This window comes from Neolewinella xylanilytica, assembly GCF_002934605.1.
GTDB lineage: Bacteria > Bacteroidota > Bacteroidia > Chitinophagales > Saprospiraceae > Neolewinella > Neolewinella xylanilytica.
The window spans coordinates 761,729-776,687 of the sequence record NZ_PTJC01000006.1; the positions used below are offsets into that span (position 1 = coordinate 761,729).

Below are 14,959 nucleotides of genomic sequence, written 5' to 3' on the forward strand. Positions count from 1 at the left end.
TATCGGTAAAAGACGCTACCGCCGAAGAGAAGCTGATCGCTCGTCGGCCCAGCTACCGTGCGAAGTACCGCGGGTCATGCCTTTCCCCCCGACCCGTCGGCCGACCAGCGGAGCTGTGCGGACGACTGGTGCTGCTCGTCGGCCCAGCTACCGTAGCGAAGTACCACGGGTCATGCCTTTCCCCACCGACCCGTCGGCCGACCAGCGGAGCTGTGCGGACGACTGGCGCTACCCCATCCGGCGCTCGTAATCCGCAAAATCGAAACTGCGGCGGTACACGATTTCGCCGGCTTCACCGACCAGCACGATGTCCGGGTGCGGAACGCCATTAAACATCGTGGATTTTACCGTCGTGTAATGCGCCATATCCTCGAAGATAAGGGTGTCGCCGACCCGGGCCGGCTGTTTGAAGTAGTACGTATCCAGGTAATCGCCGGCCAGGCAACTCATTCCTCCCAGGCGATAGGGATAAGCAAAGCCGGTTTTCTCCGTCGCGCTGGCCCCCCGCACCACCGGCCGGTAGGGCATTTCCAGGGTGTCCGGCATGTGGCAGGTGAAGCTGACGTCCAGCATCAGGGTGGCCGAACCGTAGTTATTGACAATGTCCAGCACCGTGGCACTGAGGTAACCGGTCTGCCAGACGTGAGCACTGCCCGGTTCGAGGATCACCTGTAGGTTAGGGTACCGTTCGCGCAGGTTCTGCAGCGTAGTGATGAGGAGATCCAGGTCGTATCCTTCGCGGGTCATGAGGTGGCCGCCGCCGAGATTTAGCCACTCTATCTGCTCGAGGTAGTGGCCGAACTGCGCCCGGGTACGTTCGATCAGGGTGGCGGTGGCCGCGGCGTCGCTTTCGCAGAGGGTATGGATGTGTAGTCCCTTGAGCCCCTTCGGTGGCTTAGTCGGCAGGTTCGGCAGCGTCTCCCCGAGGCGGCCGAATTTATTGGAGGGGTTGTACAGGTCGGTTTCCACCGGACTGTACTGGGGGTTCACCCGCAGCCCCACGTTGGTCCCCAGTGCTTCCCAATGGGGCCGGTTTCGCTCGAGCTCCGTAAGCGTATTGAAGGTCAGGTGCTCGGCCATGCCGGCCAGTTCCTTGAATTCCGCCGGCCGGTAGACCGGTGCGTACACGTGGGGGCGCCGGCCGAACTGGGTCTTGATGAGTTTCGCTTCGTTGAGGCTGCTTGCCGTTGCCCCGGACAGGTACTCCGACATCAGCGGAAAGGCCGGCCAGAACGCGAAGGCCTTCAGTGCCAGGATAATTTCTACGCCGGCCGCGGAGGCGACGTCGGAAATGATTTCCAGGTTGCGGCGGAGCAGGTCTTCTTCGATGATAAAAGCGGGGGTGGGTAAAGCCATGTGGCAAAGGTAAGTCAATTCCCCAGCCACTCCTTGCAGTCCTTCACCCGCTGGCGGCTGACGATGTTGTCGCCCCCGCCCTCCGAATCGAGTTCGAGAACCAGGCGGTGGTTGAAGTAGGTGCTTAATTTGCGCACGCCAAGAATGTGGACGATCTGCGACCGATTGATCCGGAACCACCGGGCGGGGTCCAGTGCTTCCGCCAATCGATCCAGGCTCTCCTCGAGAAGATATCGCTTGCCATCGGCGGAGACGCCAAAGGTGATGCCATCGGAGCTATAGATTTGGCGCAGGTCTTCGACCGATACCGGCACCCAATCTTGACGGTAGCGCGCCAGGATACGGGTGCGGTAGGCTTTTTTCGGAGGAATAAGCAATTCGGAAAGCGCCCGCCAGTCCGGAGGCGGCGTCGCTTGTAGTCGCCCTAGCTTCTCTAGCGCGCGGTAAAGATCCTCGCCGGAAACCGGCTTCAGGAGGTAATCGATGCCGTTGGTGCGAAAGGCCCGGATGCTGTACTGGTCGTAGGCCGTAGTGAAAATGATGGGACACTGGCAGGGGGCCGACTCCCACAGGTCGAGGCTCACGCCATCCGCCAGCTGAATGTCGCTGAAGATCAAAGCGGGGTGCGGGCGTTCGTTCAGGGCGGCGCGCGCGGGTGCCAGGGAATCGGTGGTGAACGTAATGCGGGTGGCCGGAGAGACTTCCGCCAATACCTGTTCCAGCCGGCGGAGGGCGGGCGGCTCGTCTTCCAGGATCCAGCAACTAAGCGGTAACATAAGCAGCGGCGGATTTTACTCGTACCAGCGGAAGACTGACCCGGTAATGGGTAGGGGTAACGACAACCGTCATTTCCCGGTCGCCGGTCAGCCGGTATCGCTGGCGGATATTTTGCTGCCCCCAGCCGGTAGTCACCTGCCGCTGGCTGCGGGGTTGAAGGTTGTTGGTCACGGTGACCGTATCCGGTGAAACCGCGATCTCGATGGTCAGGGGGCATTCCTGACTGACCACGTTGTGCTTGATCGCGTTTTCAACGATTAGCTGGAGAGAGAGGGGAACGATGTACGCGTCCTGACTCTCCGGTTCCGGAATGGATTGCTCCCGCGCGCCGGCGCCCGACCATACGATCCGCAGCTTGTCCTCGAAACGGGTTTGCATGAGGAAAATATAATCCTCCAGGGCCTTGATCTCTTCCGTCAGCGTGATTAGGTCTCGCTGCCGGTATTCCAGGATGCGCCGGTACACCGCGGAGAGCCGTTGGGTGAAGAGGACTGCCTTGGGGGGATCTTCCGGTATGACCTGGACCAAGGTATTGAGGCTGTTAAATAGGAAGTGGGGGTTAACCTGCTGTTTGAGGATTTCCAATTGGGCCTGAACGTTCGTCCGGGTCAGGCGCTCCTGCTCCAGTACGCTGTGTCGGTAGCGGCTAAAAAAGTACACCGACTCATAGATTGCCAGCACCAGCAGGCAAAGCGTGAGGGCTACGCAGGCTTCGAAGAGGAGGGATGCTTTTCCGTAGCCGGCTTGCTCCAGGAAGGCCAGACGGGGGAACACCAGCCCGTTCAGGGTGCCCTCAATGACGATCACCAGGGTGGCGGAGTAGGCGAGCATGAAGATAATTCTCCGCAGGGTTTGCTCGCTCAGCGGATAGTTGGCGCGAAGGTAGACGACCCCCCTTCGGTTGAGCCACCAGTACAAGGAGGTATGCAACAGGCTCATCACCATGCATACTCCCAACGCGGAGGGGGGTAGTTCCTGGCCGGCCACGAAGATGACCGAGGCCAGGGCGGCGAGGGTTGGAACTCCCAGCACGATGGCCCAGTGGTCGTCAAAGCCTAAGTAGCGGATGCGTGCTTCGCGGGTCAGGAACATAGTCTCAAGATAATTCAAAACTGCACCCGGTACTGGACATCCGGAAAGAAACCGGATTGGTACACGGTGTTGACGTTTCCGGTAACGGGGTTGTACCGATCCTGGAAGATATTCTCCCGGTTCGTGAGATTCTGCAGGTCGATGAAAAAGCTCTGACTGAACTTCTTGCTCGATGAGTTAAACTGTATGCCGAATTTGAGGTCCCAGCGGAAGTAACCGGCGTAGCGTTCGGTGAACGCCAGGGCCTCGTCGCGCAGGTCCACGCCCGCCTCCCGGCTGGCCTCCAGATCTACCGGGCTAAAGTAACGGCCGCCGGAGCCGGTCAGCTTGGTGTTAAGGGTGAACCGGTGGCGGCCTCCCTTGCCGAAGGGCCATTCCTTGCCGGCCAGCAGGTTGCCGACGTATTCATTGTTGAATGCCGTGTTGCGCTCGATTCCGTCACTACCCGTATACCGGCTTTCGAAGACCGAGCCGGTAAGCAGCAGGTACCAGTTGTCGCGGAACGTCCGATCGATGGTCAGTTCCACCCCATAGTTTTTTCCGGTGCCTTCGTTGACCAGGCTACCGCGCTCCGGGAAAACAAAATCCGCGCCGGCGTTCAGAATCGAGAAACTCGACGGGAAGCCATCGACGGGAATCTCGAAAAGGTACTGATAGTATACTTCGGTTTTTACCTTCCAAGCCGGTCCCAGATTCAGCGCCGCTCCCACTACGTAGTGGTCGGCCCGGAGGTACCCGAGGTCCTGATTGGTATCGCTCCGGCCGGTAGTCAGATCCCGGAAGAAGAAGACCGGTAAAGCCGGTACCTGGGAATGGCGGCCGTAGCCCGCGGTGAAGGTCAGCGCGGGGTTCGCTTCGTAGGCGGCGGCCAGGCGGGGCTCCCCGGCGAACGCTTCGGAAAGGGTAAAGTACTGCAGGTGAAGACCGGCGTTCAGCGTCCAGCGGGTTCCGGCCCGGTAGCGGGCCTGCCCGAAGGCCTGGAGAATGCCGAAGGTACCGTCGAAGTCGCGTAGCCGATCCAGGTCCGGAAGGCCGTCTTCGTCGCGGTCGGGCTGCCCGTCGCGGTCATCGACCAGGGTCCGGAGTTGTTTTAGGTCAGCCTGAACACCGGCTCGCAGGGTCGTACGGGTAGACAACTTGCTGTTCAGGTAGGATTTGGCATTGATGCCCGTGGTGCGGTCGGCTACGTCGGAATAGATCAGGTCATCCGCTAGCTCTTCGTCTACGGCAAACTCCCGGAAGGTATTGCCCTGCAAGTTTCCGCTGATTACGGTACGCAGGTAGGTGTTTTCTCCGGTGATTAGGTTGTGTCGGAGGCCGACCACGCCGAAGTAACTGCGTGCGTAGCTGTTGCGGCCGGGATTGGCAAAGAGATCCGTTGAGTCAACCTTCGCGGCGAGGAAGTCGATGTTGCTGGTCCCGGCGATACCGAAGAGAGAGAAGGAGCCCGCCTGGCCGTTGCCGAAGTCGAGATTAAAGGTGAAATCGCGGTAATCGGGGGTGGCGTTAGTGCCGATATCGATACCGAGGGTTTCGGTGAGCCCGACGAAGCTGTTGCGCAAACTCGCTACGAAGGAGCCGCCGCCCGGGATGGGGCCTTCCGCCATCGCCTCGAGACCGGAAAAGGTGCCAAGCTGTCCCATGAACTCGTACCGGTCCCGATTGCCCCGGCGTAGGCGTAGATCGAACACCCCGGAAAGGGCATTGCCGTACTCGGCGGCGAAGGCGGAGGTGGAAAAGTCGCTGCTGGCGAGCAGGTTGGGATTGAGGGCGGAGACCGGGCCGCCGGTGGTGCCAAGGGTGGCAAAGTGGTTGGGGTTAGGGATCGGTATGCCTTCCAGTTGCCAGAGCAGGCCGGCGGGGCTGTTGCCGCGGATGACGATATCGTTGCGGCTGTCGTCGGCGGTGGCCACCCCGGCCAGATTGCCGGCGAGGCGGCTTACGTCCGCCCGCCCTCCGGCAAAGCGGTTCACCTGCTCGGCGGTGAACTGCTGGGTGGAGATGGTCGACATTTCATTGACGGCCCCCCGGGATTGGCCGGCACTTACGGTCACGGCCTGGAGATTGGTTACGCTTTCCTCGAGTGTAACGTCGAGGCTCACATCCTTGCCCGCGGTGATGAGGATGTTCGGAATGGTTTGGGATTGGTAGCCGAGGTAGCTGATTCGCAAGGTTTGCCGGCCGGGGGGAACGTCCGGGATCGTGAACCGGCCGTCCAGGTCGGTCGTAGTACCCCTGGAATGGCCAGTAAGTACAAGTTCCACCGTGGCGCCGGTTAGCGGCATTTCGGATTGAGCATCGACGAGCGTTCCCGTTATACGTTGGGCATTCAGGCCGAAGGGCAACAGGAAAAGGAGCAGTAGGTAAGGCTGGTGCATAGCAGGGTATTTCCTGCTAAATAGCCGGCGGGTAAAGGCTTCCGCAAGGAAGCTACGCCGAAGCGTCGTATTTACCGGTTGAACCGTCAGAAAGCCTCCCGCCGCCGGGCGACGTTCCACCGGATGCCCGCATTGAGGAGGGTAGTCTCCAGGTCGCGGGAGGCGGACTGAGAATCCTTTTGGCGGGAGAAAAATTCGGCCTCCAGCCATAGGTTGGGCTTGACTTCGTAGCCGGCCCGTATTTGGATGATGGTGTTCGTGTATCCGACTCCCTGACCGATTTCGTTACCGTAGGTCTTATCGGCGGGGCGTAAGTCGCTGGACAGGAAGACATCGTCTCCGATCACCCGATCCTCCGTGCTTTCCCCCTGATCGATGAGATAAAACCGTCCGCTCAGGTGTAAACGGGGCAGCGGGCGGTAATCTAAACCGAGCAGGTTTTCCGTAAAGTTCGCTCCCAACGGGTGAGCCAACGGCATGGTGACCTGGGTATAGCTGCTGGGCCCGTCGTGGGTATACATGAATGGTCGGGCCTGGTTGCGCTCCAGTACCAGGTCGAGCTGGTCGATACCCGCCAGATCGGTGTGTCGGAGCCCAACCTGGTAGCCCCATTTATTAGCCCACCAACCACGGCGTTCGACGAACAATTCGCTGTATTTAAACTCGTCGATCACAAACTGACCGTACACGGTGGTCCGGTAGGGAAGGCGGTAATTACCGGTCAACCCGATCAGCACGTTGTCCGGGCTTCCAATACTGCCCTCCACGGTGCGGTAGAGAATAACGGGGTTGAGGTAGGCCAAGTCGAAACCGTCTTCCCGGCTAAGGATCACTGCTTCGTAAAGCCCCAGGGAAAGCCGCTTGCCGATATTGACGGAGAGGTAATGGGCCGCAAGATATTTCTTTGGCAGGGGGATGCCGTTATTGAGATCGGCCACCGGGCCCTGCGTTAATTCGGCAAACAAGTTGCGATAGTGGAACTTCCAGATCCGCCAATTCAGCTCCAGGAAGGGATAGTTGTTGCTGAAATCGCTCAGGATCATGGATCGCTCGCCATCCCCGATGAAGTGCTGGCCGTAACCGATCCGGGCACCGACGTGGCGGCTGATGTCCACGGATAAATATCCCGCTCCGTTCAGGTAGTCGTAGCCACGGGTAATATTCGCCAGGTCAAGCGAGAACTCGGTTTTGACGAATCCCGCACCGGGTAGCGCCATGCGCTCCCGGTAGTAATTGACCAGGTAATTCGGCAGCCCGGCCTGGGTTTCCAGAATTTCGAAGTGCAGGAAAAAGCGGTCGTCGATACCCGCACGCAACCGTAACCCCCGCTGGTTAAAGAAGTAATCCTGCTCCTCGTTGGCCTGTTTTCCGTACCGAAAGTCCAGAATAGGATTGGCTCGGATATAGAAGTCCGGGCGGTTGTGCTGAAAGAGAAAAGCCGGGGTTTCGTAGAACGTACCCAGGATCGGCCGGTCGGAGCGCTGGTACAGCGGGGTGCTTTCGGCCGCCACGGCAAAGCCTTCCCCGATGAAATAGGGCGCTCGGTCCGCATCTTCACCCGGGTCGAAAGCCGGCAGCGATAGCCACTCGTTGTTATCCTGGTAGAACCGGTCGACGCGGTAGCGATCAACCCGCGACCAATCGGCGCCGTACAGGGTGTCGTAAGTCTTGATTAACCGGACGAGGTCGCCCCGACTGGCCGGCCGCAGGTTGAAATCGGCGGCCGGAGCCGCGAATTCGCGGTACCCGTAGCGGTTAAAGAGACGCTGTACGAGATCGTAGCCCTCCTCGTTGACCGGCAGGGGCGCACCCTGAGCGAGCAAACAGCTGGTGAAAAGAAGGAAAAAAATCGGGGTCAACAGTCGGAGCACGGGCAAAAATTGCGAATAGCGCCGAAGATACCGCTATCCTAAGCATGCAACGTCTTCTGCCGGGCCGCTAGTACGGATTCGCTTTCTTCCCGTTCGGGGTCGGGAACGCAGCAGTCTACCGGACAAACCGCGGCGCATTGCGGCTCTTCGTGAAAGCCTACGCACTCGGTACATTTGTCGGGAACGATGTAATAAAATTCGTCACTCACCGGCTCCTGGTCTTCGTCCGGCCCGACGGTCTCACCCGTCTCGATCGTATACGGTGCACTGATGGTGGTGCCGTCGGAAATCGTCCATTCTACACCGCCCTCGTAGATAGCGTTGTTCGGGCATTCCGGCTCGCAGGCTCCGCAGTTGATGCAGTCGTCAGTAATCATTATGGCCATGGGAAGAGGTTTTCGGGGGCAAAAATAACAATTGCCCGGTCTTGGGTAGTGTTTTATAAACCGCTTACTGCGATAGGGGTTGCATTAAGAGGAAGTGACTATCGTACGGGAGGTTGAACAGCATTCCCGTAGAAAAGTATACCAATGATCCCGCCGAGTGCGTATTATGCCGCCCGGTGCGGCCCACCGTCCCGGTGTCGCCACTCAAAATTTGAATGAAGTAGCTAAGAATGGAACGATATAGCGACGAAGAACTCGAGGAGTTTAAAGAAATTATCAAGGAAAATTACCAGCAGGCAAAGAAGGAGCTGCAGCTGCTGCGCGATCAGGTCAGTGAGTTCTCCGAGAATATCTCCGAGGGCTTCGGAGCGGATTACACCCAAGACAGTAGCTCCGTTAATCAGTTGGAGATGCTCAACGAGCAGGTGCTCCGGAAACGCGATCAAGTCCAGGATCTGCAGAACGCCATGCTGCGCATCAAGAACAAGGTGTACGGGGTCTGCTCCGTTACCGGCAAGCTCATCGACCGCAAACGGCTGGAAGCCGTTCCGACCACCACCAAGAGCCTGGAAGGCATGAAGCTGCAGGCCAGTGGCATTATGGACGTGACCGCCCAGGACCTTGCCCGCCAGGCGAACGAACGTAAGGAAGGCCCCAACAAGATTATCTCGAAAATCAAGAAGCCGCCACCGCCGAAGGCCAAACCGGCGCCGAAGAAGAAAAGCCGTCGCCGGAAGAAGGTCGAGGAGGAGGACGAGGACATGATCTGAAGCAATGGCCCTCATCAAAAGCGTGCGGGGGTATACCCCATCCTTCGGTGTCGATTGCTACCTCGCGGAAAACGCCACCGTAATCGGGGCGGTCGCCATGGGCAACCAGTGCAGTGTATGGTTTACCGCCGTCGTTCGGGGTGATGTAAACAGCATCACGATCGGCGACCGAGTCAATATTCAGGATGGCGCCTGTATTCACTGTACCTACCAGCGTTCGGCCACCACCATCGGTAACGACGTAAGCATCGGGCACCGCGCCATCGTGCACGGATGCACGATCTATGATAGTGTCCTCGTAGGTATGGGCGCCATCGTCATGGATGATGCCGTAGTGGAAAGCAACGTGATTATCGGTGCCGGTGCCGTTGTTCCGGTCGGTATGCGCTGCGAAGCGAACAGCGTGTACGCCGGAATCCCCGCCAAGAAGATCAAGAATCTCGCTCCCGACCAGCGTGCGGACACGATCGAACGCATCGCCGCTGCCTATCTAGAATACGCCAGCTGGTTCCAGTAGATCCTGTATCTGACAGCGTTACCCGGAGCGCATCCCGACCCCTAAGCACCGGCTAAGCCGAAGCCCAACGCGCGCCACCAATGCTATGCCAAGGACCCCGTCAAACTTCTACCGCCGCTACGAGCACAAAGTCCCCGTATACTTTCCAATCCAAAGTAAACTCCATCCGGGTATCGGCGGTCTGAATGTGCCCGGTGGCCGCGGTACGTTCGCTCCCGTACCCTTCCAGGTTAACCGTAAGGTGCTCCTTGAAATCTAACTGCCGCCGTCCGTAGGCCTTGTACATGGCCTCCTTGGCCGACCAGATCAGGTGGAGCTGCAGAAGTTCTTTGGACGGAACCAGCTGCGCCTGTTCTACTTCACCAACGAATTTCGGGGCTAGGTGGGTAATCCGCGGAACCAGGCGCTGTACGTCGATTCCGCAGACGCGCGGATGGGCCATCGCGGCGGAATAACCGACCGTATGGCTGATGGAAACGAAGAACAGCGAATCCGCTAGGTGCGGTTTCCCATCGGTGTCCTTTAGTAAACTTCCCCGGTCATCGCGACCGCTCATGTGGTGCAACAATAGTCGCGCGGCCAAAAATTCTCGGCGGCGTTCTTCCCCCTTGATCCGAGACAGCTGCCGTTCCTCGTGGGCGTGGACGCCGAGTTCGCGTCGTAGCCAGTCCTCGGACTCGTCGATGCGCCAAAGCCCCCATTCGCCGGGGGGATGGATGGATTCGTGAAAAAAGAGCGGCAAGAAGTAGCTTCTATAAACGGATCGCGGTAATGCGCGTATGGATGTAGTACGCCACGCAAAGTACGACCAGACAAATGAATAACATCGCCAGCAGTGCCTGCAATAGCGTAGTAAAAAGGGGCAACAAATACCCCATTGTCCAGACTAATATGATGGAGAAAACATATTTCATACACCGGTAAAACCCTCATTCCTAACACCTTGTTCGCGTTATCCATGCTGAACCGCCAAAGCACCCGTTCCGGTCACCGCGCCGCTATTTACGATCTGCACCCCGCCGGGGAGGGGTTTTACACCGCAGCAGCCGATGGATTTCTGGTCCACTGGCACCGCGAAGACGTCGATTTCGGGCGCGTGGTGGCCAATGTGGAAGGAGGGAAATTCCTGTGCGTAACAACGATTCCCGACGGACTGGTCGCCGGCGCACTCGATGGGGGCGTACACTGGCTCTACCCCGATGCCCCGGAGCGCAATCGCCACGTAGCCCACCACCAACATGGCGTGTTTTCGGTAGTACGGGTAGGGGCGGATTTATACACCGTAGGCGGCGATGGCGTCCTAACCGTCTGGTCCGTACCCACTGCCAGAAGGAAGGAAAGCGTGCCCCTGTCGCGCAACTCCCTGCGGCGTATTGTCTACGACCCGGTTTACGATCGCTTAGCCATCGGGGCCAGCGACGGAAAGGTATACCTGCTAGAACGAAGCGGCCTCGCTCCCCTGGCTAGTACGGCCGCCCACGCCCCGTCCGTCTTCGCGCTCGGATTTTCCCCCGATGGCGAATACCTCTTTTCGGGTGGGCGTGACGCGGGACTAAGCCGCTGGTCCGTACTGGATGGTCAGCTGAAACGAGAACAAACCGTGGTCGCTCACCTCATGACGGTAAACGCCCTGGCCGTCCACCCCGAGGGGCACTATTTGGCTACGGCCAGTCGCGACAAGACCGTCAAACTGTGGCGTACTTCCGACTTATCCCTCTGCAAGGTGATCGAAGTCGTCCGGGATAAGGGGCACGTTAACAGCGTCAATACCTTAACCTGGTTGGATGGAAACACTTTACTCACCGCTGGAGATGACCGACGAGTGCTGGAGTGGGGGTTTAGGGTAGCAGGTAGTAGGGGGTAGTAATGTAGCAGCACACGCTATGGCCTACATACTACCTACTACCCCCTACATACTACCCCCCTACCTACTACCCCCCCTACCCCCTATATCCTAAACATACTCTTCAATCGGCGGACACGTACAGACAAAATTCCGATCCCCGTATCCGTCATCCACGCGAGCGACGCTGGGCCAGAATTTGAACCCTTGTTGCAGGTAGGGCAGGGGATAGGCAGCTTTGCCGCGACTGTAAGCGTGGACCCACTCGTCGGCCGTGAGCTCGGCGATGGTGTGGGGGGCGTTGGCCAGTACGTTGTCCTGGGCGTCGGCGTCTCCCCGCGCCACCTCGTCGGCCTCCTCGCGAATGGCGATGAGGGCGTCACAGAAGCGGTCCAGTTCTTCCTTGCTTTCACTTTCGGTGGGTTCGATCATGACCGTTCCGGCTACGGGCCAACTGAGGGTAGGAGCGTGGAATCCGTAATCGATCAGGCGCTTGGCCAGGTCGCCGGCACTCATCACGGATTTAAACGGACGCAGATCCAGGATCAGCTCGTGGGCCGCGCGGCCGTTCTCACCGGTGAAGAGTACGTCGTAGGTATCCTCGATCCGGGCTTTGATGTAGTTGGCGTTCAGGATGGCGAATTCACTGGCAGCCTGCAGTCCGGAGGCGCCGAGCATCTTGATGTAAGCGTAGCTGATGAGCAGGATGCTGGCACTTCCCCACGGGGCGGAAGCTACCGCTGAGCTGGCTTTCTGTCCGCCGGTTTTCTGGAGCGGGTGTCCGGGGAGGAAGGGAGCGAGCGCCTCGTTGCAGCAGATCGGGCCCATGCCCGGGCCACCACCGCCGTGGGGAATGGCGAAGGTCTTGTGCAGGTTTAGGTGGCAGACGTCGGCGCCGATACGACCGGGGCTGGTCAGTCCGACCTGGGCGTTCATGTTCGCGCCGTCCATGTAGACCATGCCGCCGTGCTCGTGCACCAGCTTGCACATCGCCACCACCCCGGTTTCGAAGACCCCGTAGGTGCTCGGGTAGGTGATCATCAGCGCGGCCAGGTTCTCGGCGTGCTTTTCGGCTTTCTCGCGCAGGTCGTCCATATCGACGTTGCCGGCCTCGTCGCTCTTGACTACCACGACTTGCATGCCCGCCATTACCGCGCTGGCGGGGTTGGTGCCGTGGGCGCTTTCCGGGATCAGCGCTACGTTGCGGTGGCCTTCGTTCCGGTGCTGGTGGTAGGCGCGGATGATCATTAATCCGGCGTATTCCCCGCTGGCACCGCTGTTGGGTTGCAGACTACAGGCGGTGAATCCGGTAATTTCCGCGAGGTCGTGCTCGAGTTCGCGGAAGAGTTCGCTGTAGCCCTGGGCCTGCTCGATCGGGGCGAAGGGGTGGATATCGGCGAACTGCGGCCAGCTCACGGGAATCAATTCGGTAGCCGCGTTGAGCTTCATGGTACACGAACCGAGCGGAATCATGCTGTGCATCAGGCTCAGGTCCTTGTTCTCGAGGCGCTTGAGGTAGCGCATCATTTCCGTTTCCGTGCGGTAGTTCCGGAAGTTCGGGTGCGTCAGAAAAGGGCTTTTGCGCCGGAGCGCGGGAGCAATGCGGGTTTCGATACCACTGATCCCCCCGTCGTCAGTCAGTTCGGCACCCCGGTAGTCCAGCGATGCCTCAAAGATGCGGCAAATAGCCTGGAGGTCCGTCGTCGCCACCGTCTCGTCGAAGCTGATCCGGATGCCTCCCTGTTCGGGATAAAAGAAATTGTACCCGTTCCGTTCCGCCCGTTGCCGGATTTCGGCCCGCTTTTCCGGAGCCAGATCGATCTGCAGGGTATCGAAGAAGGCATCCGTGGCCAGGGTGTAGCCCGCTTTCTTCAGCGTATCCGCCAGGATGACGGCGAAGTGGTGGGTGCGCTTGGCGATCGCGGTCAGTCCTTCCGCCCCGTGGTAGCAGGCGTACATCGCCGCCATATTCGCGAGCAGGGCCTGGGCCGTACAGATATTGGAAGTCGCCTTCTCGCGGCGAATGTGCTGCTCCCGCGTTTGCAGCGCCATGCGAAGGGCAAAGTTGCCGTGACGGTCCTGGCTTACGCCGATGATCCGACCCGGGATTTGCCGCTTGTAGGTATCCAGGGTGGCAAAGTAGGCGGCGTGGGGCCCACCGAAGCCCATCGGCACGCCGAAGCGCTGGGTGTTGCCCACAACGGCGTCCGCTCCCCATTCGCCCGGCGGGGTGAGCAGGGTCAGGGCGAGGAGGTCGGCCGCCACCGTTACGGTAATATTCTTCTTGCGGGCCGATTCGGCCAGTTCCCGGTAGTCGGCGATCTGACCGTTCGCACCGGGGTACTGGAGCAGGATGCCGAAGACCTTATCCGCGTCGAGCTCGAAGTCGGCGGCCGGGCTGACCCGCACTTCGATGTCCAAAGGCTCGGCCCGGGTCTGTAGTACGGCCAGCGTTTGGGGCAGCACCTGGTCGGAAACGAGGAATACGTTGGCCGGTTGCTCCTTGGCCCGTTTGTTCCGGTGGCCGTAAAACATGGTCATCGCTTCGGCGGCGGCGGTACCTTCGTCGAGCAGACTGGCGTTCGCTACCGGCATGCCCGTCAGGTCGCTGACCATGGTCTGGAAGTTTAGCAGCGATTCCAGGCGACCCTGGGCGATCTCCGCCTGGTAAGGGGTGTACTGGGTATACCAGCCGGGATTGCTGAACACGTTGCGGAGCAGCACCGACGGCGTGATGGTACCGTGGTAACCCATGCCGATAAAGCTGCGGAATACTTTGTTGCGGTCCGCGATACCCTTCAGGTGTTGGAGGTAGTAGTACTCGCTGATCGGCGAAGTGATGTTGAGGGGCTCCCGGACCCGGATGTTCTCCGGTACGGTCTGGTCGATAAGGGTCTCCAGCGAGTCGACACCGATCGTTTGGAGCATGGCGTCGGTCTCCTCGGGGGAGGGCCCGATGTGGCGGTTTCGGAACTGGTCGTGGCGGGGGGTAAGGGCTTGCATGCTGTGGCTTCGATTGGGGTCGCAAAGGTAATCGCTAGCCACCTGAATTGGTTGTCATTACCGCCAGCCGAGTCGGATATACCCGCTCGCTTTCCGGCAATCCGGTTCCATTCCTCCGACAATCCCGTTCGGGACCAGCTGCATGCGGAAGGCTCGGCCCGGTAGGTATCGATCGTCCATCCAGCCGGCCCCCGGCCGTTGCGGGGTAGGCAACTTGCCCCTGAATTCAACTGTTTTTATTTCGATAAGCCCATCGGATCATGACCCTGAACACCCGCTTTCCCGAAACCTTGCAGCCGTATTTCATCCGGGAGATGGCGGCGTACCGCCAAGCGTATAACCGCGGTGATCTGCCCACGGCCTGGCATCACCTCGAACGCGCCCACGTGATCGGTCAGCGCTATCCGGTGCCGCATACGTACGTGCATTGGGTAATGCTGCGATTCGGTTTTCGAATTAAGAGCGGGAAGGAAATTGCCGGGCAATTACCCAGATTGCTGGTCGGTGGGGTAAAATCGTTCGTGGGAAAAGTGCCGCTGGGCAATCCGGGCGGAGCGAACGTTCCGCCGATGCGGTCATTTCCCCTAGCGGAGGATATCGGGGAGATGTTCCGGTTGGCGGGGATAGCTGGTGACTGAGCCCGCTTCCGTTTATCGCGTTGCCGGTTCCCGCGCCCCGACGCCCGAATTCCGGTCAAACAGCACCACTTGCGTTTTGGTCTGGGAGTAGGTTCGCCGATCACTACCAGGTAGTTCGTCGCTTTTCGGAGAACAACAGGCGAACCAGGCCGTATGATCTGCCGGTTGCCAAGTGAATCGAACCCCTGGCTACCCGAGCTATGCGCGTGATCCGTCGACCTATCCTACCGCGAAAATCAGGCTTACCTTTCCTTGCCTGGACCGAATGGATGCACCGCACCCGGAATCAGCGGATGGCATGACGCCCGAAACGTTTCCCTTCGGGATC

The 14,959-nt window shown here is 59.5% G+C and carries 12 protein-coding genes; 4 read left to right on the forward strand and 8 right to left on the reverse strand.

Features of this window, described 5'->3' with window-relative positions; translation table 11 throughout:
* Nucleotides 1–228 precede the first annotated feature (228 nt).
* The 6 genes from nspC to CLV84_RS12435 all read right to left on the reverse strand — a co-directional run bounded on the left by nspC (nucleotide 229) and on the right by CLV84_RS12435 (nucleotide 7,860).
* Nucleotides 229–1,356, reverse strand: a complete 1,128-nt coding sequence (nspC, locus tag CLV84_RS12410) for a carboxynorspermidine decarboxylase (protein ID WP_104420108.1) — start codon at nucleotides 1,354–1,356, stop codon at nucleotides 229–231.
* Between the two features lie 14 nt (nucleotides 1,357–1,370).
* On the reverse strand, nucleotides 1,371–2,132 hold the full coding sequence (locus tag CLV84_RS12415; protein WP_104420109.1) for a LytR/AlgR family response regulator transcription factor: 762 nt from the start codon (nucleotides 2,130–2,132) through the stop codon (nucleotides 1,371–1,373).
* Nucleotides 2,119–3,225 carry a sensor histidine kinase gene (locus CLV84_RS12420; RefSeq protein ID WP_104420110.1) on the reverse strand — a complete coding sequence of 369 codons (1,107 nt, stop codon included), beginning with the start codon at nucleotides 3,223–3,225 and terminating at the stop codon, nucleotides 2,119–2,121. The genes CLV84_RS12415 and CLV84_RS12420 overlap by 14 nt, the downstream gene beginning before the upstream one ends.
* Before the next feature lie 14 nt (nucleotides 3,226–3,239).
* Nucleotides 3,240–5,603: a TonB-dependent receptor gene (locus CLV84_RS12425; RefSeq protein ID WP_104420111.1), complete on the reverse strand. Its 2,364-nt coding sequence runs from the start codon at nucleotides 5,601–5,603 to the stop codon at nucleotides 3,240–3,242.
* An 86-nt stretch (nucleotides 5,604–5,689) separates the two neighbouring features.
* The gene (locus tag CLV84_RS12430) at nucleotides 5,690–7,474 is read right to left on the reverse strand and encodes a capsule assembly Wzi family protein (RefSeq protein ID WP_146088795.1); all 1,785 of its coding nucleotides are present in this window, start codon (nucleotides 7,472–7,474) and stop codon (nucleotides 5,690–5,692) included.
* 38 nt (nucleotides 7,475–7,512) lie between these two features.
* The gene (locus tag CLV84_RS12435) at nucleotides 7,513–7,860 is read right to left on the reverse strand and encodes a 4Fe-4S dicluster domain-containing protein (protein WP_104420113.1); all 348 of its coding nucleotides are present in this window, start codon (nucleotides 7,858–7,860) and stop codon (nucleotides 7,513–7,515) included.
* 230 nt (nucleotides 7,861–8,090) lie between these two features.
* Between CLV84_RS12435 and CLV84_RS12440 the strand changes: the two genes are divergently transcribed.
* Both CLV84_RS12440 and CLV84_RS12445 read left to right on the forward strand, forming a co-directional pair.
* Nucleotides 8,091–8,630, forward strand: a complete 540-nt coding sequence (locus CLV84_RS12440; RefSeq protein WP_104420114.1) for a TraR/DksA family transcriptional regulator — start codon at nucleotides 8,091–8,093, stop codon at nucleotides 8,628–8,630.
* A 4-nt stretch (nucleotides 8,631–8,634) separates the two neighbouring features.
* The gene (locus tag CLV84_RS12445) at nucleotides 8,635–9,147 is read left to right on the forward strand and encodes a gamma carbonic anhydrase family protein (protein WP_104420115.1); all 513 of its coding nucleotides are present in this window, start codon (nucleotides 8,635–8,637) and stop codon (nucleotides 9,145–9,147) included.
* Nucleotides 9,148–9,247: 100 nt separating this feature from the next.
* Here the strand turns inward: CLV84_RS12445 and CLV84_RS12450 are convergent, their stop codons facing one another.
* Nucleotides 9,248–9,889 carry a 4'-phosphopantetheinyl transferase family protein gene (locus CLV84_RS12450; protein ID WP_104420116.1) on the reverse strand — a complete coding sequence of 214 codons (642 nt, stop codon included), beginning with the start codon at nucleotides 9,887–9,889 and terminating at the stop codon, nucleotides 9,248–9,250.
* A 216-nt stretch (nucleotides 9,890–10,105) separates the two neighbouring features.
* Here CLV84_RS12450 and CLV84_RS12455 point away from each other — a divergent pair, with 216 nt between their 5' ends.
* Complete coding sequence (locus tag CLV84_RS12455) at nucleotides 10,106–11,011, forward strand: WD40 repeat domain-containing protein (RefSeq protein ID WP_104420117.1); 906 nt, start codon at nucleotides 10,106–10,108, stop codon at nucleotides 11,009–11,011.
* 90 nt (nucleotides 11,012–11,101) lie between these two features.
* Here CLV84_RS12455 and gcvP read toward each other — a convergent pair whose 3' ends face one another.
* Nucleotides 11,102–13,993, reverse strand: coding sequence for an aminomethyl-transferring glycine dehydrogenase (gene gcvP, locus CLV84_RS12460; protein ID WP_104420118.1), 2,892 nt, complete (start codon nucleotides 13,991–13,993; stop codon nucleotides 11,102–11,104).
* A 260-nt stretch (nucleotides 13,994–14,253) separates the two neighbouring features.
* On the opposite strand from gcvP, the gene CLV84_RS12465 reads away from it, so the two are divergent.
* Nucleotides 14,254–14,631, forward strand: a complete 378-nt coding sequence (locus CLV84_RS12465) for a DUF3703 domain-containing protein (RefSeq protein ID WP_104420119.1) — start codon at nucleotides 14,254–14,256, stop codon at nucleotides 14,629–14,631.
* Nucleotides 14,632–14,959: the final 328 nt, after the last annotated feature.

Coding starts and splice junctions, on each gene's coding strand:
- nspC (WP_104420108.1), bottom strand. CDS start 1,356: ATGGCTTTACCCACCCCCGCTTTTATCATCGAAGAAGACCTGCTCCGC.
- CLV84_RS12415 (WP_104420109.1), bottom strand. CDS start 2,132: ATGTTACCGCTTAGTTGCTGGATCCTGGAAGACGAGCCGCCCGCCCTC.
- CLV84_RS12420 (WP_104420110.1), bottom strand. CDS start 3,225: ATGTTCCTGACCCGCGAAGCACGCATCCGCTACTTAGGCTTTGACGAC.
- CLV84_RS12425 (WP_104420111.1), bottom strand. CDS start 5,603: ATGCACCAGCCTTACCTACTGCTCCTTTTCCTGTTGCCCTTCGGCCTG.
- CLV84_RS12435 (WP_104420113.1), bottom strand. CDS start 7,860: ATGGCCATAATGATTACTGACGACTGCATCAACTGCGGAGCCTGCGAG.
- CLV84_RS12440 (WP_104420114.1), top strand. CDS start 8,091: ATGGAACGATATAGCGACGAAGAACTCGAGGAGTTTAAAGAAATTATC.
- CLV84_RS12445 (WP_104420115.1), top strand. CDS start 8,635: ATGGCCCTCATCAAAAGCGTGCGGGGGTATACCCCATCCTTCGGTGTC.
- CLV84_RS12455 (WP_104420117.1), top strand. CDS start 10,106: ATGCTGAACCGCCAAAGCACCCGTTCCGGTCACCGCGCCGCTATTTAC.
- gcvP (WP_104420118.1), bottom strand. CDS start 13,993: ATGCAAGCCCTTACCCCCCGCCACGACCAGTTCCGAAACCGCCACATC.
- CLV84_RS12465 (WP_104420119.1), top strand. CDS start 14,254: ATGACCCTGAACACCCGCTTTCCCGAAACCTTGCAGCCGTATTTCATC.